Here is a 26,839-nt window from a genome sequence, read left to right as displayed (position 1 = left end):
GCGTGTGAACGCCAAGCGCTCTTCGGTGTCGGACGCCCTGCTCGACTGGTATGACGTGCATCGCCGCGTGCTGCCGTGGCGGGCTGCAGCGGGCGCGACGGCGGACCCGTACCGGGTGTGGCTGTCCGAGGTGATGCTGCAGCAGACCACGGTCGCCGCGGTGACGCCGCGCTTCCTGGCCTGGACCGCGCGCTGGCCCGATTTCGCGAGTCTGGCGGCTGCCGACGATGCGGACGTGATGGCGGCGTGGGCGGGGCTCGGATACTATGCGCGGGCGCGCAATCTGGTCGCCGCCGCGAAGGCCGTGGTCGCGGAGCATGGCGGCGTGTTCCCGGGGACCGAGGCCGAGCTGCGCGCGCTGCCGGGACTGGGCGCGTACACCGCAGCGGCGGTGGCGGCGATCGCGTTCGGGCAGCGCGCGGTGGTGGTCGATGCCAATGTCGAGCGCGTCGTCGCGCGGCTGTTCGCGATTGCGACGCCGCTGCCCGCGGCGCGGCCGGCGATCCGGGCGGCGGCGGATACGATCACGCCGGACCTGCGCGCGGGCGATTTCGCGCAAGCCATGATGGATCTGGGGTCGGGGATCTGCACGACGCGCGCGCCCAAATGCCTGCTCTGTCCGCTGCGCGACGCATGCGCGGGGTTTGCGGGCGGCGCGCCCGAGCTGCTCCCGGTCAAGGCGAAGAAGGGGGTAAAGCCGCAGCGGCACGGCACGATCTTCTGGCTGGATCGCGGCGGACAGGTGCTGCTGGTGCGGCGGCCCGACACCGGGCTGCTGGGTGGGATGCGCGCATTGCCGACGGGCCCTTGGGTCGATGCGGCACCCGGGTTCGAGGATGCGCCGGCGCAGGCGGACTGGCGGATGCTCGATATCCGGGTGTCGCATGGCTTCACGCATTTCGACCTCGACCTGTCGCTTGCCGTGGCCGAGGTCGAGGCGCATCAGCCGTCGACCGAATCGACCGAATGGTGGCCGATCGACCGGCTGGATACAGCCGGGCTGCCGACCGTTTTCGCCAAGGCCGCCCTCGCCGTGAAGGGGGCCATCAGGAGGGCTGCATGACGCGTACGCACTGGATTACCGGCGGCATCGCCGCGCTCGCCGCGACCGCGGCGTTCGGGCAGGCGCAGCGCGCGGCGGTGCAGGCGCCGGATTCCGGGGTCGCCACGACGACCGCCGCGCTGCTGCCCAACACGCAAGGACTGTTCGCGGGCTACGTCCGTGACGACAAGATGCCGGGCATCGTGGGCGCATTCGGCTTTGGCGACCGGCCGACGCTGTTCCCCGCCGCGGGAAGGATCGCCGAAGGAGGTCCGGTGGCGACCCCCGATTCGCTGTGGCGGGTCTATTCGATGACCAAGCCGATCACCGGGATGGCGGCGATGATGCTGGTCGAGGACGGCAGGCTCAAGCTCGACGATCCGGTGAGCAAGTATATCCCGGCGTTCAAGACGATGACCGTCGCGACCAATCCCGAAACATCGCTGGAGGGGCGGCCGGCGCGCAACGCGATCACGATCCGGATGCTGCTGACGCATACCGCGGGGCTCGGCTACAGCATCAACGCGAAGGGTGCGTTGCTGAAGGCGTATGAGCAGCTCGGGGTGCTGCCGTTCACGGTCAACGCGCAGACGGAGATGCAGATGCGGCGCGCGCGGCCGACCTCGCTCGCCGCGTTCGCAGACCGCGTCGCGACGCTGCCGCTGATCGCCGAGCCGGGCGCCAAGTGGAGCTATTCGATGGGGCTCGACGTGATGGGCCGCGTGATCGAGGTCGCAAGCGGCATGAGCTTCGAACGCTTCCTGCAGACACGGATGTTCGCGCCGCTGAAGATGAATTCGACCTATTGGAGCGTGCCCAGGAGCGAGGTCGGGCGGCTGGCGACGAATTACGCGTTCGTGGGCGCGAACCGCACGCCGCTCGATCCCGCGGCGACCTCGGCATTCCTGACGCCGCCGAGCTTTGCCTATGGCGGTGCGGGGCTGGTGATGTCGGCGCGCGATTACGACCGGTTCCTGCACATGCTGCAGGAAGGCGGCACGCTGGACGGCGTGCGCGTGATGAAGCCCGAGACAGTCGCGCTCGGCATGTCGAACCTGCTGCCGGCGGGGGTCAGTTTCGGCGGGATCGGCAACGGCAATGGCGGGACGACGCGCAGTGCGGGGATGGGGTTCGGCGCGGGCGGATCGGTCGTGCTGGCCGATATGCCGGGCGGCGCGTCTAAGGGAACGTACGGCTGGGGCGGGGCGGCAGGCACGATCGGCTGGGTCGATCCGGTACGACATAGGCGAGGAACGGTGATGGTGAATTATTTCCCCGGTGAACGCTGGCCGGTGCGGCAGGAAACGATCGCGGCGCTCGCCAAGGATGCAGCGCGGTTCGCCCGATGACCGGTAACGCTGGGATCGGCTTCACGGGAGGCACGCTCGATCGCGCCGATGCGCTGCGGCACGATGTCGGGGGTCTCGCGGCGGCGCTGGCGGATCCGCGCGCGCGGCTGCTGATGCTCGACGGGTTGATGCCCGCGATGGTCGATGCGGGGCTGCTCGGCTGGACGTCGACCGCCGACCTGCCCGACGACGCCGAGCCGATCCTGCTCGGGCTCGACGGCGAGGGGCGGCCGCATTTCGCGGCGCTGCTGGACGGCATGCGCGTCGACAACACACCGGCGATGCGGTCGCCGCAGCTGATGGCGGCGCTGCATGCGCTCGCGCCGGGCGAGGCGGCGACCTATGCCGCGGCGCGCAGCGTGATCGATTGGCATGTCCGGCACGGCTTCTGCGCGAAGTGCGGGCATGGGACCGCACCGTTCCGCGCGGGCTGGGGGCGCAAATGCCCCAATTGCGCGACCGAGCATTTCCCGCGCGTCGACCCGGTGGTGATCATGATCGCCGAGCATGACGGGCGTGCGCTCCTCGGGCGGGGCAAGAACTGGCCCGCAGGCCGCTATTCGGCACTCGCCGGGTTCATGGAGCCCGGCGAATCGATCGAGGAGGCGGTCGCGCGCGAGATCGTCGAGGAATCGGGGGTGCGGGTCGGCAACGTCCGCTACGTCGCCAGCCAGCCCTGGCCGTTCCCGTCGTCGCTGATGATGGCCTGCATCGCGGAAGCCGAGGACGACGCGATCACGATCGATCCGAACGAGCTCGAGGATGCGATGTGGGTGCCGCGCGAGATGGTCCGCGCGGTGCTGCGCGGTGAAGAGGGCCCGTTCGTGGCGCCGCCTCCCTACGCGATCGCGCATACGCTGTTGACGGAGTGGGCGAAGGGCTAATCTCCCTCTCCCCCTTGGACAGGGGGAGCAGGCTGTCAGCCGCGCTTGCGGGCCTGGGGGTATGTCCCCAGCACGCGGAGCCATTTCGAGTGGAAGCCCAGTTCCGCCAGCGCGCGGTCGAGGTTCGCGTCACCGGGCTTGCCGACCACGTCGGCGTAGAATTCGGTCGCGGCGAAGCTGCCGTTGCGCTGATAGCTTTCGAGCTTGGTCATGTTGACGCCGTTGGTCGCGAACCCGCCCATCGCCTTGTAGAGCGCGGCGGGGACGTTGTGGACCTCGAAGATCAGCGTCGTCATCCAGTCGCCGTCGCCGAGCGCGGGCTTGCCGCCGCGGGCGAGCGTGACGAAGCGCGTGGTGTTGTGGTCGGCATCCGCGATGTCGACGTCGAGCAGGTCGAGGCCGTAGAGCGCAGCCGCGGCGGGCGGCGCGAGCGCGGCGATCTTGGGGTCAGCGAGTTCCGCCACCAGCGCCGCGGCGCCTGCGGTGTCGGGATAGCTGACCGGATCGATCCCGTGCGCCTTGAGCCAGTGGCGGCACTGGCCGAGCGCCTGCGGGTGGCTCATCGCCTTACGGATGCCGTCGCGCGGGCCGGTGCCCATCAGTGCGTGGCGGATCGGCAGGAAATGCTCGCCGGTGATGACGAGCCCCGATTCGGGGAGCAGGAAATGGATGTCGGCGACGCGGCCGTGCAGCGAATTCTCGATCGGGATGATCGCGCAGTCGGCGCGACCGTCCTTCACCGCATCGATCGCGTCGGCGAAGTCGAAGCAGGGCAGCGGCAGGCCGTCGGGGAAGGCTTCGAGCGCGGCGACATGCGAGTTCGCACCGGGTGCGCCCTGGAACGCGACGGTGCGCGCAGGGTCGGCTGCGGCGGCTTCGGTCATCCGCGCGACGATCGGACGGGCGGGGATCGCGAAATTTTCCATGGAGCGGGCGGGTAATGCGCTCGGCACGCGGCGGCAAGCGCGGCTTGCGGTGCGCGCAAGGCTTTCCTATGGGTCGACGCAATCATAGGGGCAGAGGCGCAAAAATGGACAATCGGACCAACACGATCGCCGGCTGGGTTCTTGCAGGCTGCGGCGCTGCGCTGGGCTTGTCGATCGTCGGTGGCATGGTGTTCCACGGCGAGCGTCCCGAGAAGATGGGCTATGCGATCGAGGGCGTGGTCGCCGAAGGTGCCGACGGCGCCGCGGCCGACGTGCCGATCGCATCGCTGCTGCCGACCGCTGACGCCGCCAAGGGTGCCGAAGTGTTCAAGAAGTGCGCGGCGTGCCACACCGTCAACCAGGGCGGCGCGAACGGCATCGGCCCGAACCTGTACGCGACGCTGGGCGAAGGCATCGCGCAGGGCAAGGGCGGGTTCGCCTTCTCGGATGCGTTGAAGGCGGTCGGCGGCAAGTGGGACTTCGACAAGATGAACGCGTGGCTGACCAGCCCGCGCAAGTTCGCCTCCGGCACGAAGATGACCTTCGCCGGGCTCGGCAACCCGCAGGATCGCGCCAACGTGATCGCGTACCTGAATGCGCAAGGGTCGAACCTGCCGCTGCCGGCAGCGCCTGCTGCGGGCGCCGCTGCACCGGCGGCTGCGGATCAGCCGGCGACCGCCGACGCGGCGGAGGCTGCGGCGACGAACGGATCGGATACCGCGGATATCGCGAACACCGGTACGCCGGCATCGGGCGCGCCGTCGGTCGATCCGGAAGCCGCACGCAAGGGTGCGCGCAGCGAGAAGTAAGCTTCTTCCTTCGTCATGCTGAACTCGTTTCAGCATCCACCCCTCCCCGGGCGATAGCGTGCGGGGAGGGGTGGACCCTGAAACAAGTTCAGGGTGACGAAGACTCAGCACTCCGCCGCAGGCGCGCAAGGGTGCTTGCAGTCAGAAATCGTTTATTACTCCGTCATGCTGAACTCGTTTCAGCATCCACCCCTCCCCGGGCGATAGCGTGCGGGGAGGGATGGACCCTGAAACAAGTTCAGGGTGACGGAGACTAGGGGGCACACCTCGTCATCCCGTCGTCATCCCGTCGTCATCCCGTCGTCATCCCGCACGGCGCGGGCGTGACGGATTATGACGGGAGGGCCTCAGGCCTCCGCCGTCTCCTTTTCGGCGCGCTCGCGGTAGAAGGTCTGCACAACCTCCCAGGCTTCGTCGGCGGTTTCGACATAGTGGAAGATGCCGAGGTCCTTTTCGCTGACCACGCCTTCTTCGACCAGCGCCTCGAAATTGACCACGCGGTCCCAGAAGGCGCGGCCGAACAGCAGCACCGGGATCGGCTGGATCTTGCCGGTCTGGATCAGCGTCAGCAGTTCGAACAGCTCGTCGAACGTCCCGAACCCGCCCGGGAACGCGGCGAGTGCGCGCGCGTGGAGCAGGAAGTGCATTTTCCGGAGCGCGAAATAGTGGAACTGCACCGACAGCGACGGCGTGACATAGGGGTTGGGCGCCTGTTCGTGCGGCAGGACGATGTTGAGCCCGATCGATTCGGCGCCGACATCTGCAGCACCACGATTGGCCGCCTCCATGATCGAGGGACCGCCGCCCGAGCAGACGACGAACTGGCGCCAGCCACGTTCGTCGCGCGGCAGCACGCTGACCTTGGCCGCGAGTTCGCGCGCGACGTCATAATATTTCGACTTCTCGACCAGCCGCTCGGCGATCTTCTTGGATTTCTCGTCGGTCGCGAGCGCGAGCAGCGCCTGCGCCTTGGACGGTTCCGGGATGCGCGCCGAGCCGTAGAACACGAAGGTCGAGGCGATCTTCGCCTCTTCGAGGACGAGTTCGGTCTTCAGCAGTTCGAGCTGGAACCGCACCGGCCGCAGGTCTTCGCGCAGCAGGAAGTCCATGTCCTGGAAGGCGAGCCGGTAGTGCGGGTGCTGGGTTTGCGGGGTGGAAACGATTTCGCGGGCGGTTTCAGCATCCTGGCTGGCGTTCGCGAAAACGCGCGATGGTATACGGGTATCTGTCATTTCGGCGGATTTAGAGGAAAGTCGGGACCGGTGCTAGACCGGTGCGTCAGCGGCAGAATCGTGCGCCGTCGTCCTCCAGATGGAGGTGGTTGCGGTGCGCCGCGTTGTAGTCGGGGCTGAGCACGGTGCCGAACCGCCGGCACGCCGAGGCGCGGATCGTCTGCAGGAATCGCCGCACCTGCGGGTCGCCCGAATTCCAGTCGTTCAGGATCGTGATCCGCCGCCCGTCCTTCAGCACGAAGCCGCCGATGTCGATCGCGTTGGCGATCGCATGGCCTGATCGGCGGGAGCCGTTGCCGGCGGAGCCGACGATGTTGCGACAGGCGTAGCTTCCCATCGAATCGATTCGCGCGAGTTCGCTGCCGAGCATCTGGTACGCCGCGGGAGCGACCGCGTTGCGCGCCCAGGTGACGAACGCCCGCGCCTCGCCGCAGCGGATCGCGGTGAGGTTGTTCACCGGCACGCCGATCTCGAGCAGCTGGACCGTGCCCGACAGGCCGCAGCCGGGGCCGGTCTGCTTGTCGGGGAGCGCGCGGAAGGTGACGCCCGCGGCGCGCAGATCGGCCTCGCACTGCGCGGTTTCGCGGGCGGGGACGCGCGACAAATCGGGGCGGACCTGCGCTTGCGGGCGCTTGGGCGAGCTGCCGCAGGCGGCGAGCGCTAGGGTCAGTCCCAATCCCATCGTCATGCCGGACTTGGTCCGGCATCCACCGTAACGCGCGATCATCATCCGGTTGGTTTGCGGCACGGTGGACCCCGGAACAAGTCCGGGGTGACGGAGCGGTGGTGGCAAGGGTCCGGTCGAGTCTTTGCGGGTTGCCACCTCCACCCCCCGCGGCTAGGGCGGGAACGGGCCACGCGGTCCCAACGCCGCGCGTGCTCTCTGTGAGGAGAGACTATTTTGACGGACACGACCTACGCCCCCGCCACGGGTGCGCCTGCACTGCCGACGACGAAACCGGCACGCCCCTATTTCTCCAGCGGTCCCTGCGCCAAGCCTCCGGGCTGGGATGCGGCCAAGCTGGCGACGGCGAGCCTCGGCCGCTCGCATCGCTCCAAGATCGGCAAGCAGCGACTCCAGTACAGCATCGACCTGATGCGCGAGCTGCTGAAGCTCCCCGACACGCACCGCATCGGCATCGTCCCCGGGTCCGATACCGGCGCGTACGAGATGGCGATGTGGACGATGCTCGGCGCACGGCCGGTCACCGCGCTCGCCTGGGAAAGCTTCGGCGAGGGCTGGGTGACCGATGCGGTCAAGCAGCTCAAGATCGATCCCACCGTGGTGCGCGCCGATTACGGCCAGCTGCCCGACCTGGATGCGGTCGATTGGTCGAACGACGTCCTGTTCACCTGGAACGGCACCACCAGCGGCGTGCGCGTGCCGAACGCCGACTGGATCCCCGACGACCGCGAAGGCCTGTCGTTCGCCGACGCGACGAGCGGTGTGTTCGCCTATGACATCGACTGGGCGAAGATCGATGTCGCGACGTTCAGCTGGCAGAAGGTGCTGGGCGGCGAGGGCGCGCACGGCGTGCTGATCCTCGGCCCGCGCGCGGTCGAGCGGCTGGAAAGCTACACCCCCGCCTGGCCGCTCCCGAAGGTGTTCCGCCTGGTGTCGAAGGGCAAGCTGACCGAGGGCGTGTTCAAGGGCGAGACGATCAACACGCCGTCGATGCTGGCCGTCGAGGACGCGATCTGGAGCCTCGAATGGGCGAAGTCGCTCGGCGCGGGCGGGCTGATCGCGCGGTCGGACGCGAACGCCGCGGCGCTCGACGCGATCGTCGAGGAGCGCGACTGGCTCGGCCATCTCGCCGCCGATCCGGCGACGCGGTCGAAAACCAGCGTGTGCCTGACCGTCGAGGGCGCCGACGAGGCGTTCATCAAGACGTTTGCCGGGCTGCTCGAAAAGGAAGGCGCTGCGTTCGACGTCGCCGGGTATCGCGACGCACCGCCGGGTCTGCGGATCTGGTGCGGGGCGACCGTCGACACCGCGGATATCGTCGCGCTCGGGCCGTGGCTCGACTGGGCGTACGCGAAAGCGCGCGCGGCCTGAACCCTCTCGTGCTCCTGCGAACGCAGGAGCCCAGGGCCGCACGCGCTGCCCTTTGAAACCCTAGGCTCCTGCCTTCGCAGGAGCACATGCTCCCCCATTCGAAAGTAGAACCATGCCCAAAGTCCTCATTTCCGACAAAATGGATCCCAAGGCTGCGCAGATCTTCCGCGAGCGCGGCGTCGAGGTCGACGAGATCACCGGCAAGACCCCCGAAGAGCTGATAGCGATCATCGGCGAGTATGATGGCCTGGCGATCCGCAGCGCGACCAAGGTGACCAAGGCGATCCTCGCGCATGCGACCAACCTGAAGGTCGTCGGCCGCGCCGGGATCGGCGTCGACAATGTCGATATCCCCGCGGCCTCCGCGCAGGGCGTGGTCGTGATGAACACGCCGTTCGGCAACTCGATCACCACTGCCGAGCACGCGATCGCGCTGATGTTCGCGCTCGCGCGCCAGCTCCCCGAGGCGGACGCCTCGACGCAGGCGGGCAAGTGGGAGAAGAACCGCTTCATGGGGGTCGAGCTGACCGCCAAGACGCTGGGGCTGATCGGCGCGGGAAATATTGGCGGGATCGTCGCCGACCGTGCGCGCGGCCTCAAGATGAAGGTCGTCGCGTACGATCCGTTCCTGACGCCCGAGCGTGCGCTGGAGATGGGCGTCGATAAGGTCACGCTCGACGAGCTGCTGGCACGCGCCGACTTCATCACGCTGCACACGCCGCTGACCGACCAGACGCGCAACATCCTGTCGGCCGAGAATCTCGCCAAGACCAAGAAGGGCGTGCGGATCATCAACTGCGCGCGCGGCGGGCTGGTCGACGAGGCGGCACTGAAGGCCGGGCTCGATTCGGGGCATATCGGCGGCGCGGCGCTGGACGTGTTCGTCGAGGAGCCGGCGAAGACCTCGCCGCTGTTCGGCACGCCGAACTTCGTCAGCACGCCGCATCTGGGTGCGTCGACCAACGAGGCGCAGGTCAACGTCGCGATCCAGGTCGCCGAGCAGATGGCGGACTTCCTGATGTCGGGCGGCGTCACCAATGCGCTCAACATGCCGAGCCTGTCGGCCGAGGAAGCGCCGCGGTTGAAGCCGTACATGGCGCTGGCCGAGAAGCTGGGCTCGATGGTCGGGCAGCTGGCGCACGGCGCGATCGACCGGATCTCGGTGCACAGCGAAGGCGCGGTTGCCGAGCTGAACCCCAAGCCGATCACCAGCGCAGTGCTGTCGGGCTTCCTCAAGACGCAGACCGCGACGGTCAACATGGTCAACGCGCCGCTGATCGCGCGCGACCGCGGTGTCGAGGTCCGCGAGGTGCGGACCGAGCGCGAGGGCGATTACCACACGCTGCTGCGCGTCGCGGTGCGCACCGACGACGGCGAGCGCTCGGTCGCGGGCACGCTGTTCGGCGACCAGGCACCGCGCTTGGTCGAGCTGTTCGGGGTCAAGATCGAGGCCGATCTGGCGGGGCCGATGCTCTACGTCGTCAACGAGGACGCGCCGGGGTTCATCGGGCGTCTGGGTACGGCGCTGGGCGAGGCGGGCGTCAATATCGGGACGTTCCATCTCGGGCGCCGCTCGGCGGGCGGCGAGGCGGTGCTGCTGCTCTCGGTCGACGAGCCGGTGACCGCCGAGCTGCTGACCCAGGTCCGCGCGCTGCCGGGCGTGAAGACCGCGATGGGGCTGAACTTCTAAATCGCTTACCGAGCTTGTTCCCCGGCGGAAGCCGGGGTCCAGTCGGGATGGTCGTCGTGACGGTTTGCAACGTCCACCCAACTGGGCCCCGGCCTTCGCCGGGGAACGGCTTTTCGCGATACGCTTTCCCTTCACTCGATCCGCGGCTATCCGCCACCGCATGACCGCACTCCTCCCCGAAGGCTATCGCGACCGCCTGCCGCCGTTCGCCGATTCCGCTGCCGCGCTCGAAGCGCGCGTGCTCGAAGCCGCGCGGCTGCATGGCTATGAGCGTGTCGATCCTCCGCTCGTCGAGTTCGCCGACGGGCTGGAGATGCGGCTGAAGGCCGGCGGGCTGCACGATGCGGTGCGGTTCGTGGATCCGGTGTCGCAGCGCACGCTCGCGATCCGGCCGGACATCACCGCCCAGGTCGGGCGGCTCGCCGCGACGCGGATGGGGCATCACCCGCGGCCGGTGCGGCTGTCCTATGCGGGGTCGGTGCTGAAACTGCGCGCGTCGCAGCTCGCGCCGGCGCGCGAATGGCGCCAGATCGGATGCGAACTGATCGGGCTCGATTCGGTCGCCGCGGCGCAGGAACTGGTGACGGTCGCGGTCGATGCGCTCGAGGCCGCCGGCGCGACCGGGCTGTCGATCGATTTCACGCTGCCCGATCTTGTGCAGACGCTCGCCGACGGGCCGCTGCCCGTCGCGGCGGATCGGATCGCCGAGTTGCGCGACCGGCTCGACGCTAAGGATGCCGGCAGCGTCGCGGCGATCGCGCCCGACTATCTGCCGCTGATCGAGGCGGCGGGGCCGTTCGACCAGGCGATCGCGAAGCTGCGGGCGTTCGATACCAGCGGGGCGCTCGGCTCGCGGATCGACGGGCTCGTACGGATCGCCGCGGCGATCGGCGACCGGGTGACGCTGACGCTCGATCCGACCGAGCGGCACGGGTTCGAATATCAGAGCTGGCTCGGCTTCTCGCTGTTCGCCGCCGGGCTGTCGCAGGAAGCGGGACGCGGCGGCACCTATACCGTCGTGCACGAGACCGGCGCGGAAGAAGCGGCGACCGGATTCTCGCTCTACGCCGACGCGTTGGTCGCGAACGGTGGCGGCGTCGATCGCCGCCGGCTGTTCCTGCCGTTCGGCACGCCCGTAGCAGACGGTGCCGACATGCGCGCGCAGGGCTGGGTCACGGTCGCGGCGCTGGAGGCGGGGGATACCCCGGAAGCACAGCTTTGCACGCATCTATGGGTGGCGGGCGAGACGCGCGCGCTGTAGGCGCTAGCCGCACTCTTTCCCCGTCATGCCGGACTTGTTCCGGCATCCATCGCGCCGCACCATCGAGAGACTTTGGTTTGCAGCACCGTGGACCCCGGACCAAGTCCGGGGTGACGGCAGCATCTAATTCCGGCCGGCTCGTCCTGCCTTGTGGGAGACACGTAATGGGCAACGTAGCAGTCATCGGCGCGCAATGGGGCGACGAGGGCAAGGGCAAGATCGTCGACTGGCTCGCCGAGCGCGCCGACATGGTCGTGCGCTTCCAGGGCGGGCACAATGCCGGCCACACGCTGGTGGTGGGCGAGAATGTCTACAAGCTGTCGCTGCTGCCGTCGGGCATCGTGCGCGGTACGCCGTCGTTCATCGGCAACGGCGTGGTGCTCGATCCCTGGGCACTGAAGGACGAGATCGCCCGGCTGGGCGCGCAGGGCGTCGTCGCGACGCCCGAGACGCTGCGGATCGCCGATACCTGCGCGCTGATCCTGCCGTTCCACCGCGACCTCGACGGTCTGCGCGAGGATGCGAGCGGCGCGGGCAAGATCGGCACCACGCGGCGCGGCATCGGGCCTGCGTACGAGGACAAGGTCGGGCGCCGCGCGATCCGCGTGTGCGACCTCGCGCACCTCGACGATCTGGGCGCGCAGCTCGATCGGTTGACCGCGCATCACGACGCACTGCGCGCCGGGTTCGGCGAGAGGCCGATCGACCGCGAGGCGCTGATCGCCGAGCTGCGCGAGATTGCGGGCTTCGTTCTGCCGTTCGCCAAGCCGGTGTGGCGCGACCTCAACGAGGCACGCGCCGCGGGCAAGCGGATTCTGTTCGAAGGTGCGCAGGGCGTGCTGCTCGACGTCGATCACGGCACCTATCCGTTCGTGACGTCGTCCAACACCATCGCCGGTGCCGCGGCGGGGGGCTCCGGGCTCGGACCGTCGGCTGTCGGATTCGTACTGGGGATCGCCAAGGCCTACACGACGCGCGTCGGGTCGGGGCCGTTCCCGACCGAGCTCGAGAACGAGACCGGCGAGCGGCTGGGGCAGCGCGGGCACGAATTCGGCACGGTGACGGGGCGCAAGCGCCGTTGCGGCTGGTTCGATGCGGTGCTGGTGCGCCAGTCGGCGGCGGTCGGCGGCATCACCGGGATCGCGCTGACCAAGATCGACGTGCTCGACGGGTTCGATACCGTGTCGATCTGCACCGGCTACCGCTTGCGCGGCGAGACGCTCGATTACTTCCCGGCGCATGCCGCCGACCAGGCGCTGGTCGAGCCGATCTACGAGACGATGGAAGGCTGGCAGGAAACCACCGCGGGCGCGCGCAGCTGGGCTGACCTGCCGGCGCAGGCGATCAAGTATATCCGCCGGATCGAGGAGCTGATCCGCTGTCCGGTCGCGCTGGTCTCGACCAGCCCGCAGCGTGCGGACACGATCCTCGTGCGCGACCCGTTCTCGGACTGATTATTTCTTCGGCGCGTCGGTGCTGGCGGCGGGGTCTCCCGCGGCCGGCGTCGCGGCTTCGGTCGTGTTCGCGGTCGGCTCGGCGACCAGGTTCGCGGTGACGTTGCCGAGCGCGGCGTTCGAGGCCTCGCCCTTCTGTTCGATGGGCGTGGTGGCGACCTGCGCGATCGCGGCGGTCGACAGGCCGAGGATCGCCGCGCTGGCGAGGGTGGTCAGGCGCATGGTGGTTCTCCTGTGACGGACATGCGAATACCGGGCGACTGCGTCGCCCGGTATTCGACGTCTTTAGGGCTGATCAGCGCGGCGTGGTGCTGCCCATGGTGCCGCCGGTCGTACCACCCATGGTGCCGGTCGTGCCGCCCATGGTTCCGCCGGTCGTGCCACTCATGGTTCCGCCGGTCGTGCCACTCATGGTTCCGCCGGTCGTGCCACCCATGGTGCCGTCGGTCGTGCCGCCCATCGTACCACCGGTCGTGCCGCCCATCGTGCCACCGGTCGTGCCACCGGTCGTTCCACCCATGGATCCGCTGGTCGTCCCGCCGGTGGTCGATCCGGTCGTGCCGCTTGTGCTGCCCGAGCGCTTGTTGCGGCTCGATTTGGTCGATGTCGTCGTGCTCGGCGAGGTCGTCGTCGAGGTGTCGGCGCCGGGCATGCCAGCCTGGCTACCCATGGTGCCGGACTGGGTTCCCATCGTGCCGCCGGCGGTACCGGTAGATCCCGAGGTCTGTGCCATCGCGGCAGCCGGAATTATCAGGGCAGCAATGCCCAAAGTCTTGATAAGACGCATCGTTTCTCTCCTATTTTCTTAAAGGAGCCAACGAACTTCTATCGCAACTGTTCCCGCGTTCAGCCGCACTGGGCCCGATGCAGCAACGCCTGGTCCGCGAGTACCAGCGCGACCATCGCCTCGACCACTGGGACGCCGCGGATACCGACACAGGGGTCGTGGCGGCCCTTGGTCGCGATCGTGGTCGCGACGCCGTCTGGACCGATCGTCTCGACGGGGGTCAGGATCGAACTGGTAGGCTTGAACGCGACGCGCAAGGTGATCGGCTGGCCGGTCGCGATCCCGCCCGCGATCCCGCCGGCATGGTTTGCGAGGAATTCCGGACCGCCCCCGGTTTCCGGCGCACCCGGCCGCATCGGATCGGCATTGGCCTCGCCCGACAGCGCGGCGGCGGCGAACCCGTCGCCGATCTCGATGCCCTTGACGGCGTTGATGCTCATGCACGCCGCGGCGAGTTCGGAATCCATCTTGGCATAGAGCGGAGCACCCCAGCCCGCGGGAACGCCGGTCGCCTCGCACGCGATCACCGCGCCGAGCGACGAGCCGGATTTCCGCGCCTCGTCGACCAGCCGCTCCCAGCGCGAGGCCGCAGCGATGTCGGGGCAGAAGAAGGGGTTCTGGTCGATCTGCGCGTCGTCGAACCGGGCGGGGTCGATTGCGTCGCCGCCGATCGCCTCGACCCAGGCCCGCACACGGACCTGCGGCACCACCAGCCGCGCAATCGCGCCCGCCGCGACCCGCGCGGCAGTCTCACGCGCAGAGGAGCGCCCGCCGCCGCGGAAGTCGCGGAACCCGTATTTGGCGTCATAGGCATAATCGGCATGGCCGGGGCGATAGGCCTTGGCGACGTCGGAATAGTCCTTCGAGCGCTGGTCGACATTCTCGATCATCAGGCTGATCGGCGTGCCGGTGGTACGGCCGTCGAACACGCCCGACAGGATGCGGACGGCGTCCGGCTCGCGGCGCTGCGTGGTGAAGCGCGAGGTGCCCGGCCGGCGCTTGTCGAGCCAGGGCTGGATATCCGCCTCGCTCAGCGCGATCCCGGGGGGGCAGCCGTCGACCACCGCGCCGAGCGCAGGGCCGTGGCTCTCGCCCCAGGTGGTGAAGCGGAACACGCGTCCGAAGGTATTGAAGCTCATTGTCCCCTCTCCCCGACGGGGAGAGGGAGGGGCCCGCCCGGTGCAGCCGGGTGGGAGGGTGAGGGCACGCTGCCGAGCGCGGACAGGATTGCGGCGAGCACATCGTCCATCCGCTGCATCACGTCGTTGTTCCAGACACGGATCACGCGGTATCCCTTGCTCGTGAGGTAGGCGGTTCGATTGCCGTCATACGCGACGTCACCGAGATGCTGACTGCCGTCTACCTCGACGACGAGCATGGCGTCCATGCAAAGGAAGTCGGCGATGAAGGGGCCGACCCAAACCTGGCGGCGGAATTTGAAATCCCCAAGGCGACGATTGCGGAGGTGCTGCCAGAGCAATGCCTCGGCGCGCGTCGCATTACGGCGCAAGCCTCGGGCGCGTTCCAGTGCTTCGCTGCCATCCCTCTGTCTCACCGTGCCCTCACCCTCCCGTGCTTTGCATGGGTCCCTCCCTCTCCCCGGAGGGGGCGAGGGTTTATGCCAGCGCTATGTCGGGGGCGTCTTCGGCCTTCATGCCGATCACGTTGTAGCCGGCGTCGACATGGTGCGTCTCGCCCGTCACGCCGCTGGCGAGGTCGCTCAACAGGTAGAGCCCGGCGCCGCCGACATCGTCGATGGTGACGTTGCGCTTGAGCGGCGAGTTGAGCTCGTTCCACTTCAGGATCAGGCGGAAGTCGCCGATGCCGCTGGCGGCGAGCGTCTTGATCGGGCCGGCCGAGATCGCGTTGACGCGGATGTTGTCGCGGCCGAGATCGACCGCGAGATACTGCACGCTTGTCTCGAGCGCGGCCTTGGCGACGCCCATGACGTTATAGTGCGGGATGACCTTTTCGGCGCCGTAATAGCTGAGCGTCAGCATCGACCCGCCGGGGTTCATCATCTTCGCCGCGCGCTGCGCGACCGCGACGAACGAATAGACCGAGATGTTCATCGTCAGCAGGAAATTGTCGAGGCTGGTGTCGACGAACCGGCCGCGGAGCTCGTTCTTGTCGGAGAAGCCGATCGCGTGGACGACGAAGTCGATCGTCGGCCACTCCGCCGCAAGTGCCGCGAAGGTGCCGTCGAGCGCGGCCATGTCGGACACGTCGCAGTCGAACAGGCGAGCGACGCCCAGCTGCTCGGCAAGCGGGCGGACCCGCTTCTCCATCGCCGCGCCCTGGTAGCTGAACGCGAGTTCCGCGCCGGCCTCGGACAGCTTCTTGGCGATCCCCCAGGCCAGCGACTTGTCGTTGGCGAGCCCCATGATGAGCCCGCGCTTGCCTGCCATCAAACCATTCACGCCGTCGCCGTCCCCGATTGTTCAGTCGTAGCCGGTTGCTCTAGCGCCGATTCAGGTGGTTCCGCCAGTGCCGCGTTGAGATGGGCGCCGAATACGAGGCCGAGCCCGATCACGTAGAAGAACAGCAGCATCACGACGACGCCCGCTAGGCTGCCATAGGTCAGGTCGTAGCCGCCGAGCTGCGCGAGGATCACCGGCAGCAGCGCCGTCGCCGAAATCCACCACGCCGTGGTGAACAGCGCGCCCGGCCATTTCGGATTCTTGCTGTAGCGATAGCGCGACGGCGTGACCGAATAGAAGAGCAGGTACAGCGCGCCGAACATGATCAGGCCGGGGATCAGGCGCGACAGTCCCACCCAGCTGGCCGCATCCTCGGCAAAGGGGAGGAGGCGGTAGATGAATTGTTCGGCGGCGGTCAGGATGCCCTGTACGAGGAACGACAGCAGCGCGATGATCACCGAGCAGATGATCACGAACGACGAGCCGAGCCGCGATTTCCAGAACGGCGCGGTCGCCTTGATCCCATAGGCGCGGTGGAAGATGTCGCGGATCGTCTCGACGAACCCGCCGACCGTCCACAGGCCGACCAGTCCGCCCAGCCACAAGAGCGATCCCGTCCGCGCCGCAAGCACGTCGGCGATCGGCTTGCGCAGCAGGTCGGCGACGTTGGGCGGCAGGACGTGGAGGAAGGAGTTCACCGCGCGGATCGTCTCCTCGCTCTGCCCGAACAGCGAAGCGATCGCGGCCGCCGTGATGAAGAACGGGAACAGCGTCATCAGCGCCAGATAGGCGAGGTTCCCGGCATGGATGAACCCGTCGGTGAACACGCCCACCGCCGACCGCCTGACGACTTCGAAGGCGAAGCTGCCCGGACGGACCTTTGCGAAACCACGGTCGATGCGGCGGCGCGCGGTGCCATGCTGGTGCGCCCGGGCTTCGGGCGAAAGAGCGCTGATATCATTCACCTGGGGTCAGACGCCCATCGCACCCCTCGGGTTCCCGGCGTCGCGGCCGTCCCAGCTCTCGACGAATGCGGTCAGCGCGGCATCACCGGCGGGGATGTCGACCATCAGAGTCACCAGCTGATCGCCGCGGCCACCGGTTTTCTTGTGGAATCCCTTGCCCTTGAGGCGAAGCGTCTTGCCCGAACTGGTTCCCTTGGGGATGGTCAGCATCACCGGTTTCTCGACCGTGGGCGCCTTCACCGAACCGCCGAGCACCGCTTCGGCCAGCGTGATCGGCAGGTCGAGCCGGACGTCGTCGCCGTCGCGCGTGAAGAACTTGTGCGGGGCGACGTCGATCGTGAGGATCGCATCGCCCGCACCGCCGGGGCCGGGCTCGCCCTTGCCGGTCAGCTTCATCTGCGTGCCGCTCTCGACGCCCGCGGGAAGTTTGAGGTCGAGCGTCTTGCCGTCCGCCAGCGTCACGCGCTGGGGCTCCAGCGTCGCCGCCTCGACGAACGGCACGAGCAGGCGATAGGCGGCGTTCGCGCCCTTGGGCTGCGGGCGCCGGCCGAAGCCGCTGGAGAAGCCGCCGCGCTGGCCGCCGAACAGCCCTTCGAAAATGTCGCCGACGTCCGGGCCGCCAGCGCCGAATTCCTCGCTGCGGAAGCCGCCGGGACCGCCCGGGTGTGGGCGTCCGCCGCCACCGCCGCCAAAGCCGAACGGTGCGGCCGGGTTGCCGTCGCCGTCGATCTCGCCGCGGTCGAAGCGCGCGCGCTTGTCCTTGTCCTGCAGCAGGTCGTACGCGTTGGTGACCTGGCTGAACTTCTCCGACGCCTTGGGATTGTCCTTGTTGCGGTCGGGGTGCAGTTCCTTGGCAAGCTTGCGATACGCCTTCTTGATGTCGGCTTCGCTCGCGCTGCGGTCCACGTTCAGGATCTTGTACGGATCGGCCACTTACGTCCCCATGGTGTATTAGGCGCCTATGTGGGGCGGACGAGCCCGTAACGCAATTCCCGTAGCTTCGTCATGCCGGACCTGTTCCGGCATCCCCGGCATCCATCGTCAGGCATGTTTGTCGGCCGGTTGGTTTGCGGCACGATGGACCCCGGACCAAGTCCGGGGTGACGGAAGGGTCAGCTATCCTCAACAGGGGCCACGTCGACGCTGACCTGCATGTCCTGCGCGCCCGACCCAAGCACCACGCCGTCGACCGGCGCGATCTCGGCATAGTCGCGGCCGACTGCCATGACGATGTGGTCGCTCGCCATCCAGATGCCGTTGGTGGGATCGACCCCGACCCAGCCGTGCCGCGGCCCGCACCACAACAACACCCAGGCATGCGTCGCGTCGGCGCCGACCAGGCGCGGCTGCCCGGGGGGCGGGATGGTGCGGATATAGCCCGAGGCATAGGCCGCGGGGAGGCCGGCGGCGCGCAGGCCGGTGATCATGATCTGCGCGAAATCCTGGCACACGCCGCGACGCTTGAGGAACGCCTCGTGCGGGGGCGTGTCGACGAAGGTCGCGGTGGCGTCGAACTCGAACTCTGTCTGTATCCGCCGGGCGAGCGCGATGCCCGCCTCCAGCGCGCCGCGTGCCGGATCGAGGTCGGCGGCGCACCAGTCCGCGATCGCATGGTCGAGCGGGATCAGCGGCGAGGGGTAGAGATAATTGGCCGGGCTGGCCGCCGACAGGTCGGTACTGGCGCGCGCCAGGGCCGCGACCTCGGCAAGCGTCGGGTCGTCGTCGCCGGGGACGGGGACGAGCCGGTCGACGATCATCCGGGAGACGCTCTCGATCGTCAGGTGGCGGACGGGGGAATCGACCACCAGCCGGGTAACGTTGGCGAGCCCCGCCTCGGCACGCGCGGGGCTGGTCCGGCCCGCGGGGTGGACCGACAACGCATAGGTTTCGAGCCGCTGGCCGGGCCAGTCGATCGGCTGCAGCCGCAGGTTGCAGCGCGCGAACTTGACGCTCGCGCCATAGTCGAACGTCGTGACGTGGCGGATGTCGTAGATCATGCGAGCGTCAGCTCCGCCGCGCGGAGCGGTTCGGCGCCCTGCAGGAAATAGCGGCGGGCGAGCGCGTCCGATACGCCGCCCAGCCGGCGTTCGATGTCGCCGAGCGTCTCGGCGTCGATCTCGGCGGCGGTCGAGGTGGTGACGATCGCCTGCAGCGCGGTCGCCTGCCATTGCTGCGGTTCGGCCATCTCGTCGTCGCTGAGCACCGGGAGCTCGGCGAGCCGCTTCGCGATCCGCTCGGCGGAGAAGGCGAGGCTACGCGGGTTGCCGGGGTCGAGCGCGACCAGGTCCGTCACCGGCACGCGCGCGATCCCGGTCGGATAACGCTGGCGATACGAGATCTGGCTGTCGGCGAGGTCGAGCAAAACCGACAGGTCGTCGGGCGACGCGCCGGGCATCCCGAACAGCCGGATCGCGCGCGCCATTGCCATCGCGCGTTCGATCCGCCGGCCGAGATCGTGGAACCGCCACGCCGCGGTGCGCCCCATATGCTCGGCGGACAGTCCGGCGATCGCGGCATAGCGGCGCTGCAGCGAGCCGGCGCGATCGAGCATGCCGCGGTGCGTGGGGAAGGGGGCTTCGAGCAGCCGGACCATGTCCGCCGACAACCGGTCGCGCGATCCTTCGCCGATCTCGCGCGCGCGGCGGTTGATCGTCGCGATCGACTGCCAGCCCTCGTCCTCCATCGCGGTGCGCGCGAGTGCGGCGAGGTCGGCACGGCGCAGCGACGGGGGATGCGCGGCCGCGCCGGCGCCCACGATCAGCCCGACCAGCCGCCCGACGGTGGCCGCCGACAGCACCGCGCCGCCATCGACGTCGATCGAGTTGCCGAGCATCACGCGGATCGCGCCGAGCAGCGCCTCGCCGCGTTCCAGATAGCGGCCGAGCCAGTAGAAATTGTCCGCGACGCGGCTCGGCAGCGTGCCGGGGTTGCGGCGGACGTGGAGCGAATCGGGCGCGGTGAGCAGCGAATCAGGCGCGACGGGGTCCGGGCCATAGACGCAGACATCGGCGGACCAGACGCCTTCGCCCATCACGCTCGCCTGCGGGTCGGGATGCTCGCCGATCCGCGCGAACCCGCCGGGCAGCACGGTCCAGCCGCCATCGGCACTGCGCGCAGCGAAGACGCGCAGCGTGAACGGCCGCGGCACCAGCGCGTCGCCGACCACCACGGGCATCGTCGACAGCCGGACCATCTCCTGCCCGACATAGTCCTGCGGGCGCCGGGCGAGGTCGGCCATCAGCGCGGCGCGCGCGTCGCCGGTGATGTCCGCGCCGGCGACGGATCCGCCGGGCATGCCGAGCGGGGTCGCGCGGAAGGCGGGGCCGATCAGCATCCGGTCGAACCGTGCGATCACCGCGTCGCACGCGGCGGGCTGCCCGCACCACCAGGTCGCGATGTTGGGGAGCAGCAGCTCCTCGCCGAGCAGGCGGCGCGCGAGTCCGGCCATGAAGCCGGCAAAGGCGGGTTCCTCGAGCACGCCCGCGCCCGGCGCGTTGGAGAGCACGACGTTGCCCGCGGCATAGGCGTCGATCAGCCCCGGCACGCCGATCTGAGAATGCGTGTCGAACGCCAGCGGATCGAGCAGGCGGGGATCGATGCGGCGCCACAGCGCGTCGATCCGCTTCAGCCCGCCGATCGTGCGGACATAGACCTTGTCCTCGAGCGCGGCGAGATCGGCGCCCTCGACGAGCAGCAGTCCCAGATAGCGCGCCAGATGCGCCTGTTCGGGATAACTGGGGCTGAAGCGGCCGGGGGTGAGCAGCCCGATGCGCGGATCGGTCCGCCGGCACATCGCCGCCATCCCGGCGCGGAATGCCGCGAAGAACGGCGCGTGGCGCTGAACGTTGAGCTTTGCCTGCAACCCGCCCAGTGTACGGCCGAGCGCGAGCCGGTTCTCGAGCGCGTAGCCAGCCCCCGCGGGCGCGCGCAGGTGGTCGGCGAGCACGCGCCATTCGCCAGTCGGCCCACGACCGAGATCGACCGCGATAAAATGCAGGTGCTTGCCACCGGGCGGGTCAAGACCGACCATCGGGCGCAGGAAATACGGGCTGCCGGTGACGAGCGCGGCGGGGATCTGCCCTTCGGCGACGAGAGACGCGTCGCCATAGAGGTCGGCGACGATCGCTTCGAGCAGGTCGGCACGCTGGACGACCCCGCGTGCGATGCCGGCCCATTCGTCCGATTCGATCAGCAGCGGCACCGGCGAGACCGGCCAGGGGCGCTCGTCGGGTTCGTCGGCGATGCGAAAGCCGGTGCCGATGTCGACCGCATGGCGCTGCACGCGGTCGCGCGCATGGCCGAGATCGTCGGACGCGACCGTCGCCAGCTCCTCGAACATCGCCGCCCAGGCAGGATCGTCGGCCTTGCAGAGCACGTCGTCGGGCCCCGAGCGCGCGCAATAATCGGCGATCCAGCGGCGGGCGTGGAGCGCTGCATCGAACAGGGGGGCGGGTTGCGTCGCCATCGTCACGTGTCTTCCCCAAAGCGCGTCGGGCTTGGTCCACCTTTCGGTGGCGCGGTGCAACATAATTCCCGTCGTCCGTTCGTTGCCCGCTATCCTCCCGTCATCCCAGCGAAGGCTGGGATCTCCCGTTGCTCGGGCGGGGCAGGAGCCGCGGGAGACCCCAGCCTTCGCTGGGGTGACGAATAAGGGGCGGGGTGACGCAGGCCCTCAGGCTTACAGGTCCGGCAGCACCTGATCCGCGATGCCCCAGCCCTTGAGCGCCGGCGACCCGACCCGCGCGATCAGTTCCGCCGCATCGCGGACGCTCCACTTCGCGGCGGTGTCGATGTCGCGCAGTTCGGTCCACGATACCGGTGCCGCGACCGGCGCGCCGGCGCGGGCGCGTGCGGAATAGGGCATGATCGCCGTGCTGCCGCGCTGGTTGCGGAGGTAATCGATGAAGATCTTGCCGACCCGCTTGGCCTTGGTCATCACCGCGACGAAGCGGTCGGGCTCGGCGGACGCGAGCGCGCGCGCGAAGCGATCGGCGAAATCCTTCACCGCGGGCCATTCCGCCTCCGGCGTCAGCGGGACGACGACGTGGACGCCCTTGCCGCCAGAAAGCAGCGGGAAGCTGACGAGTCCCAGTTCGGCAAGCTGCGTCTTCAGATGCTCGGCGGCCTTCTTGGTGTCCTCGAAATCGAGGCCCTCGTCGGGATCGAGGTCGAACACCAGCCGGTCGGGCTTTTCCAGGTCGTCGATCTTCGAGCCCCAGCCGTGGAATTCGATCGTGCCCATCTGCACGCACGCGACCAGCCCGTCGGCGCTGTCGACATAGAGGTAGTTCTCGGTCGATCCGTCCTTCTCGCGGATCGGGACCTGGTGGACCTGCTCGCCGAAGCTGCCTGCGTCGTGCTTCTGGAAGAAGCAGGCGCGGGCGCGGCCTTGGGGGCAGCGGACGAGGCTGACCGGGCGGTTGCCTGTCCAGGGGAGCATGATCCCCGAGACCGCAGCATAATAGTCGGCGAGTTCGCCCTTGGTGACGTTGGATTCGGGGAAGATCACGCGGTCGCGGCTGCTGACCTTGACGGTGACCTCCGGCGCGGCCGCGTCGGGAAGCGGGGCGGGGGTCTCGGCGACGACGTCCTTCGCCGCCTTGTCCTCGCGCAGGCCGATGAAGCTCGAATGGCGGAGCACGCCGTCGGGCGTCGTTTCCGCGAAGGCGACCTCGGCGACGAGCTTCGGCGTGACCCAGCGTGCGCCGCGCACCGCCGCCTTGGGCGCATCCACGGTCGGGGTCTTGCGGGCGAGCGCGTCGAGCTTCTCGCGCAGCTCGGTCATCAGCGCCTGGTCGAACCCGGTGCCGACCTTGCCCGCATAGATATAGCCGTCCGGGCCGTTGACGCCGAGCAGCAGCGACTTGAACCCGCGTGTCTTGTCCGAGGGGAGCCAGCCGACGATCACGAATTCCTGGCGGCGGATGCATTTGACCTTGAGCCACGCCTTGGTCCGCTTGCCCAGATAGGGCGCGTCGGCGCGTTTGGAGACGATGCCTTCCAGCCCCTCGCGGCACATCGTCTCGAACAATTGCTCGCCCGCGCCGATGACGTGGTCGGAATAGCGCAAGGCCTCGTCGCTGCCGTCGATCAACGGTTCCAGCCGAGCCTTGCGGTCGAGGTTGGCGAGGCCGGTCAGGTCCTCGCCGTCGAGCGCGAGCAGGTCGAACGCGAACATCGTCATCGCGCCGTTGGTGGAGATCGCGTCCTTGAGCGTCGAGAAATCGGGCTGACCATCCTTGAACGCGACGATCTCGCCGTCGATCAGCGCGGATTTGACCGGGAGTTTGGCGGCGGCGGCGGCGATCCCGGGGAACTTGTCGGTCCAGTCGAGGCCCGAGCGGGTGAAGACCTTCGCCGTGCCGTTCGCGACCGACACGAGCGTGCGGTAGCCGTCATATTTGACCTCGTGCAGCCAGGCGGTGCCGGTGGGAACGGCGTCGACGAGGGTGCAGAGCTGGAGTTCCTGGAAGGGGGGGAGCTTGCCCGCGCCCTTCTTCGTCGTCCCCCCCTTCGTCACCGACTCCTTCTTCGCCGCCGCCTTCTTCGTCACCCCAGCGAAGGCTGGGGTCTCCTGCGGCTCATGTTTCGCGCCTGCCACGCGAGATCCCAGCCTTCGCTGGGATGACGAAGAGGGTTTTGGTTTCGCTTTGCGCTTGGCCTTCGCCTTCTTCCCCTCCTCGATCTCCACCATTGTCCGCCCGGTCGCGACGCTGGTCAGCGCCTCCTCGACCAGCGTGTCGGTCCCGCCGGCCTCGGCATCGCCGATTTTCCGGAGCAGCCAGTTCTCGCGCTTCTCCTTCGCGCGCGGTTTCAAGCGGATGAGGAGCCATTCGCCTTTCATCCGCTCGCCATCGAGGACGAAGTGGAGATGACCCTTGTCCAGGTCCTTGGCCGACTTGCGCTTGATCGGCGACCAGGTGCCGCGGTCCCACAGCATCACTGTGCCGCCACCATATTCGCCCTTGGGGATCGTCCCCTCGAACGTCGCGTAGGACAGCGGGTGATCCTCGGTGCGTACCGCGAGGCGCTTCTCGTCGGGATCGAGACTGGGGCCGCGGGTGACGGCCCAGCTTTTCAGGACGCCGTCGATCTCGAGCCGGAAGTCCCAGTGGAGGCGCGTCGCGTCGTGCTTCTGGACCATGAAGCTGTTGCCGTTGCCCGGGGCCAGCGTGCCGGCGGGTTCGGCGGTCTTCGCGAAGTCGCGCTTGGCGTTGTAGAGGGCGAGGGGATCGACGGTCACTGCATTCCCCTACCGCTCGCGGGAGGGGGCAGGGGGTGGGCTCGCGCTCTCGACGAGAGCTGACGCGGATGGCGCGAGCCCACCCCCGGCCCCTCCCGCGAGCGGGAGGGGGGAAGAAGTGTATTATGCACGCTTCTTCCCCGGGGCGCGCTTAGCGGGCGTCTTCTTCGCCGGTGTCTTCTTCTCCGCTGCCTTGGCCGGCTCCTTCGCCGCCATCGACTTCTTCAACGCCGCCATCAGATCGACCACGTTCGACCCCGAGCGCGCTTCCCCCTTGTCCTCGATGATCTTCTTGCCGTTCGCCTTGCGCTTGCGTTCGATCAGGTCCTTCAGCGCGTCGACATAGCGGTCGTGGAATTCCTGCGGGTGGAACGCCGCGGTGCGCTTGTCGATCAACGCTTCGGCGAGGTCGAGCAGCTCGTCGTCGGGCTTGTCGTCGGGGATCTCGCGGAAATAGCCCTGCGCCTTGTGCACCTCGTCGGCGTAGCGCAGCGTCTCGAGCACCATACCGCGCCCGCACGGCTTCAGGCTGACGACATATTCGCGGCCGCGCATCGCCAGCTGGCCCAGGCCCACCTTCTTGGTGCGGCGCAGCGCCTCGCGCAGCACGATGAAGGCCTCTTCGGCGAGGTCGTCGGCGGGGACGACGAAATAGGGCTTCTCGTAGTAGAGCACGTCGATCTCGCTCGCGTCGACGAACTGGGTGAGCTCGAGCGTCTTCTTCGATTCGAGCTTCACCGCATCGATCTCGTCCTGTTCGAGCAGGACATATTCGCCCTTCGAGATCTCGTAGCCCTTCATGATCTCGTCGGCGTCGACCGGGCCGACTCCGGTAACGACCTTGTCGTAGTGGATCGGCTGGCCCGACGGCTCGTGGATCTGCTTGAAGCTGATCTGCGCGCCGCTCTTGGTCGCCGAATAGATCTCGACGGGGATCGAGACCAGCGCGAGCCGAATCTGTCCCTGCCAATATGCGCGTGCGGCCAAAGCGGTATCCTTCGTTGCGGAACCGATTCAATCATCGGCGGGCTGAGTCGTTCCGCCGCCTCTGCTCCCCTCCCTGGAAGGGAGGGGCTGGGGGTGGGTTGGCCCGTTGTCTGGCAGAGCACTGGTCCGGAAAGCGACCCACCCCCAACCCCTCCCTTCCAGGGAGGGGAGTTAGGTTTCGCGAACCGCCAAGGTCGGCTATGGGATCGGCATGTCAGACGATCCCTTCGCGCTGTTCGACTCCTGGTACGCCGAGGCCAAGACCAGCGAACCCAATGATCCCAATGCGGTGGCGCTGGCGACCGCGGATGCGGCGGGGCGACCGTCGGTGCGGATGGTGCTGCTCAAGGGCCATGATCCGCGCGGCTTCGTGATCTACACCAACCGCGAGAGCCGCAAGGCGGGCGACCTGGCCGCGAACCCGCATGCGTCGCTGCTCTTCCACTGGAAGTCGCTGCGCCGGCAGATCCGTATCGAAGGCGCGGTCGAGCTGGCGAGCGATGCCGAGTCCGACGCCTATTTCGCGTCGCGCGGGCGCGACTCGCAGCTTGGCGCCTGGGCGTCCGAACAGTCGCGGCCGCTCGATGCGCGCGCGACGTTCGAGGCACGCTTCGCAGAAATGACCGCGCGGTTCGACGGCAAGGACGTGTCGCGCCCGCCGCATTGGGGTGGATATCGGATCGTGCCTGCCCGGATAGAATTCTGGCAGGACCGCGCGCACCGGCTGCACGAACGTCGGCTGTTCGTGCGGGACGGCGAAGGTTGGAGTGAAGGGCAGCTGTACCCATGACGAACGACGAACGCCGCCGGATCATTCCGCTGGCGACGCGCGCAGCGCTCGCCAGCGTCGCGATGGCGTGTTTCCTGCTGCTGCTCAAAGGGTTCGCGGCGTGGTCTACGGGCTCGGTCGCGATGCTCGGCTCGCTCGCCGATACCGCGCTCGACCTGCTCGCCAGCCTCGTGACCTTGTACGGCGTGCGGCTCGCCGCGACGCCGGCGGATCACGACCATCGCTTCGGCCACGGCAAGGCGGAGGCGCTGGCGGCGCTGTTCCAGGTCATGCTGATCACCGCATCGGCGGGCGCGATCGCATGGCGCGCAATCGTCGCGCTCCGCAATCCAGGGCCCACGACGGGCGCCGAATTCGGCATCGGCGTGTCGATGATCGCGATCGTCGCGACGATCTTCCTGCTTGCCTATCAGCGGCGCATCATCCGCGAGACCGGATCGGTCGCGATCCTCGCCGACAACGTCCATTACCAGTCCGACGTGCTGCTCAACGGATCGGTGATCGTCGCGCTGGTGCTCGACCAGTATCTGGGGTGGAGCGGCGCGGATCCGATCTTCGGCATCATCATTGCGCTGTGGCTCGCCTGGGGCGCGTTCTCGGCGTCGTCGAACGCGATCGACCAGCTGATGGACAAGGAATGGCCCGAGGAGTTGCGCCAGCAGTTCCTCGACGTCGCCGCGCGCCAGCCCGGCCTCAAGGGCATCCACGACTTCCGCACCCGGCGCTCGGGCAGCCACGACTTCGCGCAGTTCCACATGGAGGTGTCGCGCGACCTGACCGTCGGCGCCGCGCACGACATCGTCGAGGGTGTCGAGCGCAATCTGCGCACGATGTTCCCCAAGGTCGAAGTGCTGATCCACCTCGATCCCGAGGGCCATGTCGACACCGACAACCCGCTGGTCGAGGCCGACGTCACCCCACACTGGTTCGGCAAGCGCATCTAG

25 protein-coding genes are annotated in these 26,839 nt (G+C 68.4%); 11 read left to right on the top strand and 14 right to left on the bottom strand.

The window, feature by feature from the left end:
- The first annotated feature begins 4 nt into the window (after positions 1–4).
- Genes FSB78_RS12850 through nudC form a run of 3 tightly spaced genes read left to right on the top strand, consistent with a single transcriptional unit; the run spans position 5 to position 3,275 of the window.
- Entirely contained in the window at positions 5–1,063 is a 1,059-nt protein-coding gene (locus FSB78_RS12850) for an A/G-specific adenine glycosylase (RefSeq protein ID WP_242008260.1), read from the top strand.
- Positions 1,060–2,391 carry a serine hydrolase domain-containing protein gene (locus FSB78_RS12845; RefSeq protein ID WP_147083011.1) on the top strand — a complete coding sequence of 444 codons (1,332 nt, stop codon included), beginning with the start codon at positions 1,060–1,062 and terminating at the stop codon, positions 2,389–2,391. The genes FSB78_RS12850 and FSB78_RS12845 overlap by 4 nt, the downstream gene beginning before the upstream one ends.
- Entirely contained in the window at positions 2,388–3,275 is an 888-nt protein-coding gene (gene nudC, locus FSB78_RS12840) for an NAD(+) diphosphatase (RefSeq protein WP_147083010.1), read from the top strand. Before FSB78_RS12845 ends, nudC begins: the two co-directional genes overlap by 4 nt.
- A gap of 35 nt (positions 3,276–3,310) precedes the next feature.
- Here nudC and FSB78_RS12835 read toward each other — a convergent pair whose 3' ends face one another.
- On the bottom strand, positions 3,311–4,201 hold the full coding sequence (locus tag FSB78_RS12835; RefSeq protein ID WP_147083009.1) for a prephenate dehydratase: 891 nt from the start codon (positions 4,199–4,201) through the stop codon (positions 3,311–3,313).
- A gap of 104 nt (positions 4,202–4,305) precedes the next feature.
- Between FSB78_RS12835 and FSB78_RS12830 the strand changes: the two genes are divergently transcribed.
- Positions 4,306–5,010 carry a c-type cytochrome gene (locus tag FSB78_RS12830; protein ID WP_147083008.1) on the top strand — a complete coding sequence of 235 codons (705 nt, stop codon included), beginning with the start codon at positions 4,306–4,308 and terminating at the stop codon, positions 5,008–5,010.
- Positions 5,011–5,357: 347 nt separating this feature from the next.
- On the opposite strand, the gene FSB78_RS12825 is transcribed toward FSB78_RS12830, so the two are convergent.
- Positions 5,358–6,242 (bottom strand): LOG family protein, encoded by an 885-nt coding sequence (locus tag FSB78_RS12825; protein WP_147083007.1) that lies wholly within the window; start codon positions 6,240–6,242, stop codon positions 5,358–5,360.
- Positions 6,243–6,288: 46 nt separating this feature from the next.
- On the bottom strand, positions 6,289–6,930 hold the full coding sequence (locus FSB78_RS12820; protein WP_147083006.1) for an extensin family protein: 642 nt from the start codon (positions 6,928–6,930) through the stop codon (positions 6,289–6,291).
- A gap of 213 nt (positions 6,931–7,143) precedes the next feature.
- Here FSB78_RS12820 and FSB78_RS12815 point away from each other — a divergent pair, with 213 nt between their 5' ends.
- From FSB78_RS12815 to FSB78_RS12800, 4 genes are all read left to right on the top strand, one after another.
- Positions 7,144–8,298, top strand: coding sequence for a phosphoserine transaminase (locus tag FSB78_RS12815; RefSeq protein WP_147083005.1), 1,155 nt, complete (start codon positions 7,144–7,146; stop codon positions 8,296–8,298).
- A gap of 112 nt (positions 8,299–8,410) precedes the next feature.
- Complete coding sequence (gene serA, locus FSB78_RS12810) at positions 8,411–9,988, top strand: phosphoglycerate dehydrogenase (RefSeq protein WP_147083004.1); 1,578 nt, start codon at positions 8,411–8,413, stop codon at positions 9,986–9,988.
- A gap of 160 nt (positions 9,989–10,148) precedes the next feature.
- Positions 10,149–11,249, top strand: coding sequence for an ATP phosphoribosyltransferase regulatory subunit (locus FSB78_RS12805; RefSeq protein WP_147083003.1), 1,101 nt, complete (start codon positions 10,149–10,151; stop codon positions 11,247–11,249).
- 164 nt (positions 11,250–11,413) lie between these two features.
- The gene (locus tag FSB78_RS12800) at positions 11,414–12,703 is read left to right on the top strand and encodes an adenylosuccinate synthase (RefSeq protein ID WP_147083002.1); all 1,290 of its coding nucleotides are present in this window, start codon (positions 11,414–11,416) and stop codon (positions 12,701–12,703) included.
- On the opposite strand, the gene FSB78_RS12795 is transcribed toward FSB78_RS12800, so the two are convergent.
- On the bottom strand, positions 12,704–12,925 hold the full coding sequence (locus tag FSB78_RS12795) for a hypothetical protein (RefSeq protein ID WP_147083001.1): 222 nt from the start codon (positions 12,923–12,925) through the stop codon (positions 12,704–12,706). It abuts the gene before it with no gap.
- A gap of 73 nt (positions 12,926–12,998) precedes the next feature.
- Positions 12,999–13,223 (bottom strand): hypothetical protein, encoded by a 225-nt coding sequence (locus FSB78_RS19295; protein WP_199743179.1) that lies wholly within the window; start codon positions 13,221–13,223, stop codon positions 12,999–13,001.
- On the opposite strand from FSB78_RS19295, the gene FSB78_RS19290 reads away from it, so the two are divergent.
- Positions 13,222–13,512, top strand: a complete 291-nt coding sequence (locus FSB78_RS19290; RefSeq protein WP_199743178.1) for a hypothetical protein — start codon at positions 13,222–13,224, stop codon at positions 13,510–13,512. The two genes, FSB78_RS19295 and FSB78_RS19290, sit on opposite strands and share 2 nt — an antisense overlap.
- A 37-nt stretch (positions 13,513–13,549) precedes the next feature.
- Here the strand turns inward: FSB78_RS19290 and aroC are convergent, their stop codons facing one another.
- The 9 genes from aroC to ku all read right to left on the bottom strand — a co-directional run bounded on the left by aroC (position 13,550) and on the right by ku (position 25,105).
- Positions 13,550–14,629, bottom strand: a complete 1,080-nt coding sequence (aroC, locus tag FSB78_RS12785; protein WP_147082999.1) for a chorismate synthase — start codon at positions 14,627–14,629, stop codon at positions 13,550–13,552.
- A complete protein-coding gene (locus FSB78_RS12780) occupies positions 14,626–15,045 on the bottom strand; it encodes an endonuclease domain-containing protein (RefSeq protein ID WP_147082998.1) in 420 nt (139 codons plus the stop codon). Before FSB78_RS12780 ends, aroC begins: the two co-directional genes overlap by 4 nt.
- A 61-nt stretch (positions 15,046–15,106) precedes the next feature.
- Positions 15,107–15,910, bottom strand: coding sequence for an enoyl-ACP reductase FabI (fabI, locus tag FSB78_RS12775; RefSeq protein WP_147082997.1), 804 nt, complete (start codon positions 15,908–15,910; stop codon positions 15,107–15,109).
- Positions 15,907–16,875 carry a YihY/virulence factor BrkB family protein gene (locus FSB78_RS12770; protein WP_147082996.1) on the bottom strand — a complete coding sequence of 323 codons (969 nt, stop codon included), beginning with the start codon at positions 16,873–16,875 and terminating at the stop codon, positions 15,907–15,909. The genes fabI and FSB78_RS12770 overlap by 4 nt, the downstream gene beginning before the upstream one ends.
- A gap of 6 nt (positions 16,876–16,881) precedes the next feature.
- A complete protein-coding gene (locus FSB78_RS12765; RefSeq protein ID WP_147082995.1) occupies positions 16,882–17,808 on the bottom strand; it encodes a DnaJ C-terminal domain-containing protein in 927 nt (308 codons plus the stop codon).
- Between the two features lie 179 nt (positions 17,809–17,987).
- Complete coding sequence (locus tag FSB78_RS12760; RefSeq protein ID WP_147082994.1) at positions 17,988–18,872, bottom strand: transglutaminase family protein; 885 nt, start codon at positions 18,870–18,872, stop codon at positions 17,988–17,990.
- Positions 18,869–21,340: a circularly permuted type 2 ATP-grasp protein gene (locus FSB78_RS12755; protein ID WP_147082993.1), complete on the bottom strand. Its 2,472-nt coding sequence runs from the start codon at positions 21,338–21,340 to the stop codon at positions 18,869–18,871. Before FSB78_RS12755 ends, FSB78_RS12760 begins: the two co-directional genes overlap by 4 nt.
- Before the next feature lie 213 nt (positions 21,341–21,553).
- Positions 21,554–24,118, bottom strand: a complete 2,565-nt coding sequence (gene ligD / locus FSB78_RS12750; protein ID WP_147082992.1) for a DNA ligase D — start codon at positions 24,116–24,118, stop codon at positions 21,554–21,556.
- A gap of 123 nt (positions 24,119–24,241) precedes the next feature.
- Positions 24,242–25,105, bottom strand: a complete 864-nt coding sequence (gene ku / locus FSB78_RS12745) for a non-homologous end joining protein Ku (RefSeq protein ID WP_147082991.1) — start codon at positions 25,103–25,105, stop codon at positions 24,242–24,244.
- A 211-nt stretch (positions 25,106–25,316) separates the two neighbouring features.
- Between ku and pdxH the strand changes: the two genes are divergently transcribed.
- Positions 25,317–25,895: a pyridoxamine 5'-phosphate oxidase gene (gene pdxH / locus FSB78_RS12740; RefSeq protein ID WP_147082990.1), complete on the top strand. Its 579-nt coding sequence runs from the start codon at positions 25,317–25,319 to the stop codon at positions 25,893–25,895.
- Positions 25,892–26,839: a cation diffusion facilitator family transporter gene (locus FSB78_RS12735; protein WP_147082989.1), complete on the top strand. Its 948-nt coding sequence runs from the start codon at positions 25,892–25,894 to the stop codon at positions 26,837–26,839. The genes pdxH and FSB78_RS12735 overlap by 4 nt, the downstream gene beginning before the upstream one ends.

Source organism: Sphingomonas ginsenosidivorax (genome assembly GCF_007995065.1).
In the GTDB taxonomy this organism is placed as follows: domain Bacteria; phylum Pseudomonadota; class Alphaproteobacteria; order Sphingomonadales; family Sphingomonadaceae; genus Sphingomonas; species Sphingomonas ginsenosidivorax.
This window is presented reverse-complemented; position numbering and strand designations above follow the sequence as displayed.

Coding starts and splice junctions, on each gene's coding strand:
- nudC (WP_147083010.1), top strand. CDS start 2,388: ATGACCGGTAACGCTGGGATCGGCTTCACGGGAGGCACGCTCGATCGC.
- FSB78_RS19290 (WP_199743178.1), top strand. CDS start 13,222: ATGGATCCGCTGGTCGTCCCGCCGGTGGTCGATCCGGTCGTGCCGCTT.
- FSB78_RS12800 (WP_147083002.1), top strand. CDS start 11,414: ATGGGCAACGTAGCAGTCATCGGCGCGCAATGGGGCGACGAGGGCAAG.
- FSB78_RS12760 (WP_147082994.1), bottom strand. CDS start 18,872: ATGATCTACGACATCCGCCACGTCACGACGTTCGACTATGGCGCGAGC.
- pdxH (WP_147082990.1), top strand. CDS start 25,317: ATGTCAGACGATCCCTTCGCGCTGTTCGACTCCTGGTACGCCGAGGCC.
- FSB78_RS12845 (WP_147083011.1), top strand. CDS start 1,060: ATGACGCGTACGCACTGGATTACCGGCGGCATCGCCGCGCTCGCCGCG.
- FSB78_RS12825 (WP_147083007.1), bottom strand. CDS start 6,242: ATGACAGATACCCGTATACCATCGCGCGTTTTCGCGAACGCCAGCCAG.
- serA (WP_147083004.1), top strand. CDS start 8,411: ATGCCCAAAGTCCTCATTTCCGACAAAATGGATCCCAAGGCTGCGCAG.
- FSB78_RS12820 (WP_147083006.1), bottom strand. CDS start 6,930: ATGACGATGGGATTGGGACTGACCCTAGCGCTCGCCGCCTGCGGCAGC.
- FSB78_RS12755 (WP_147082993.1), bottom strand. CDS start 21,340: ATGGCGACGCAACCCGCCCCCCTGTTCGATGCAGCGCTCCACGCCCGC.
- FSB78_RS12795 (WP_147083001.1), bottom strand. CDS start 12,925: ATGCGCCTGACCACCCTCGCCAGCGCGGCGATCCTCGGCCTGTCGACC.
- FSB78_RS12835 (WP_147083009.1), bottom strand. CDS start 4,201: ATGGAAAATTTCGCGATCCCCGCCCGTCCGATCGTCGCGCGGATGACC.
- aroC (WP_147082999.1), bottom strand. CDS start 14,629: ATGAGCTTCAATACCTTCGGACGCGTGTTCCGCTTCACCACCTGGGGC.
- FSB78_RS12805 (WP_147083003.1), top strand. CDS start 10,149: ATGACCGCACTCCTCCCCGAAGGCTATCGCGACCGCCTGCCGCCGTTC.
- FSB78_RS12830 (WP_147083008.1), top strand. CDS start 4,306: ATGGACAATCGGACCAACACGATCGCCGGCTGGGTTCTTGCAGGCTGC.
- FSB78_RS19295 (WP_199743179.1), bottom strand. CDS start 13,223: ATGGGTGGAACGACCGGTGGCACGACCGGTGGCACGATGGGCGGCACG.
- FSB78_RS12735 (WP_147082989.1), top strand. CDS start 25,892: ATGACGAACGACGAACGCCGCCGGATCATTCCGCTGGCGACGCGCGCA.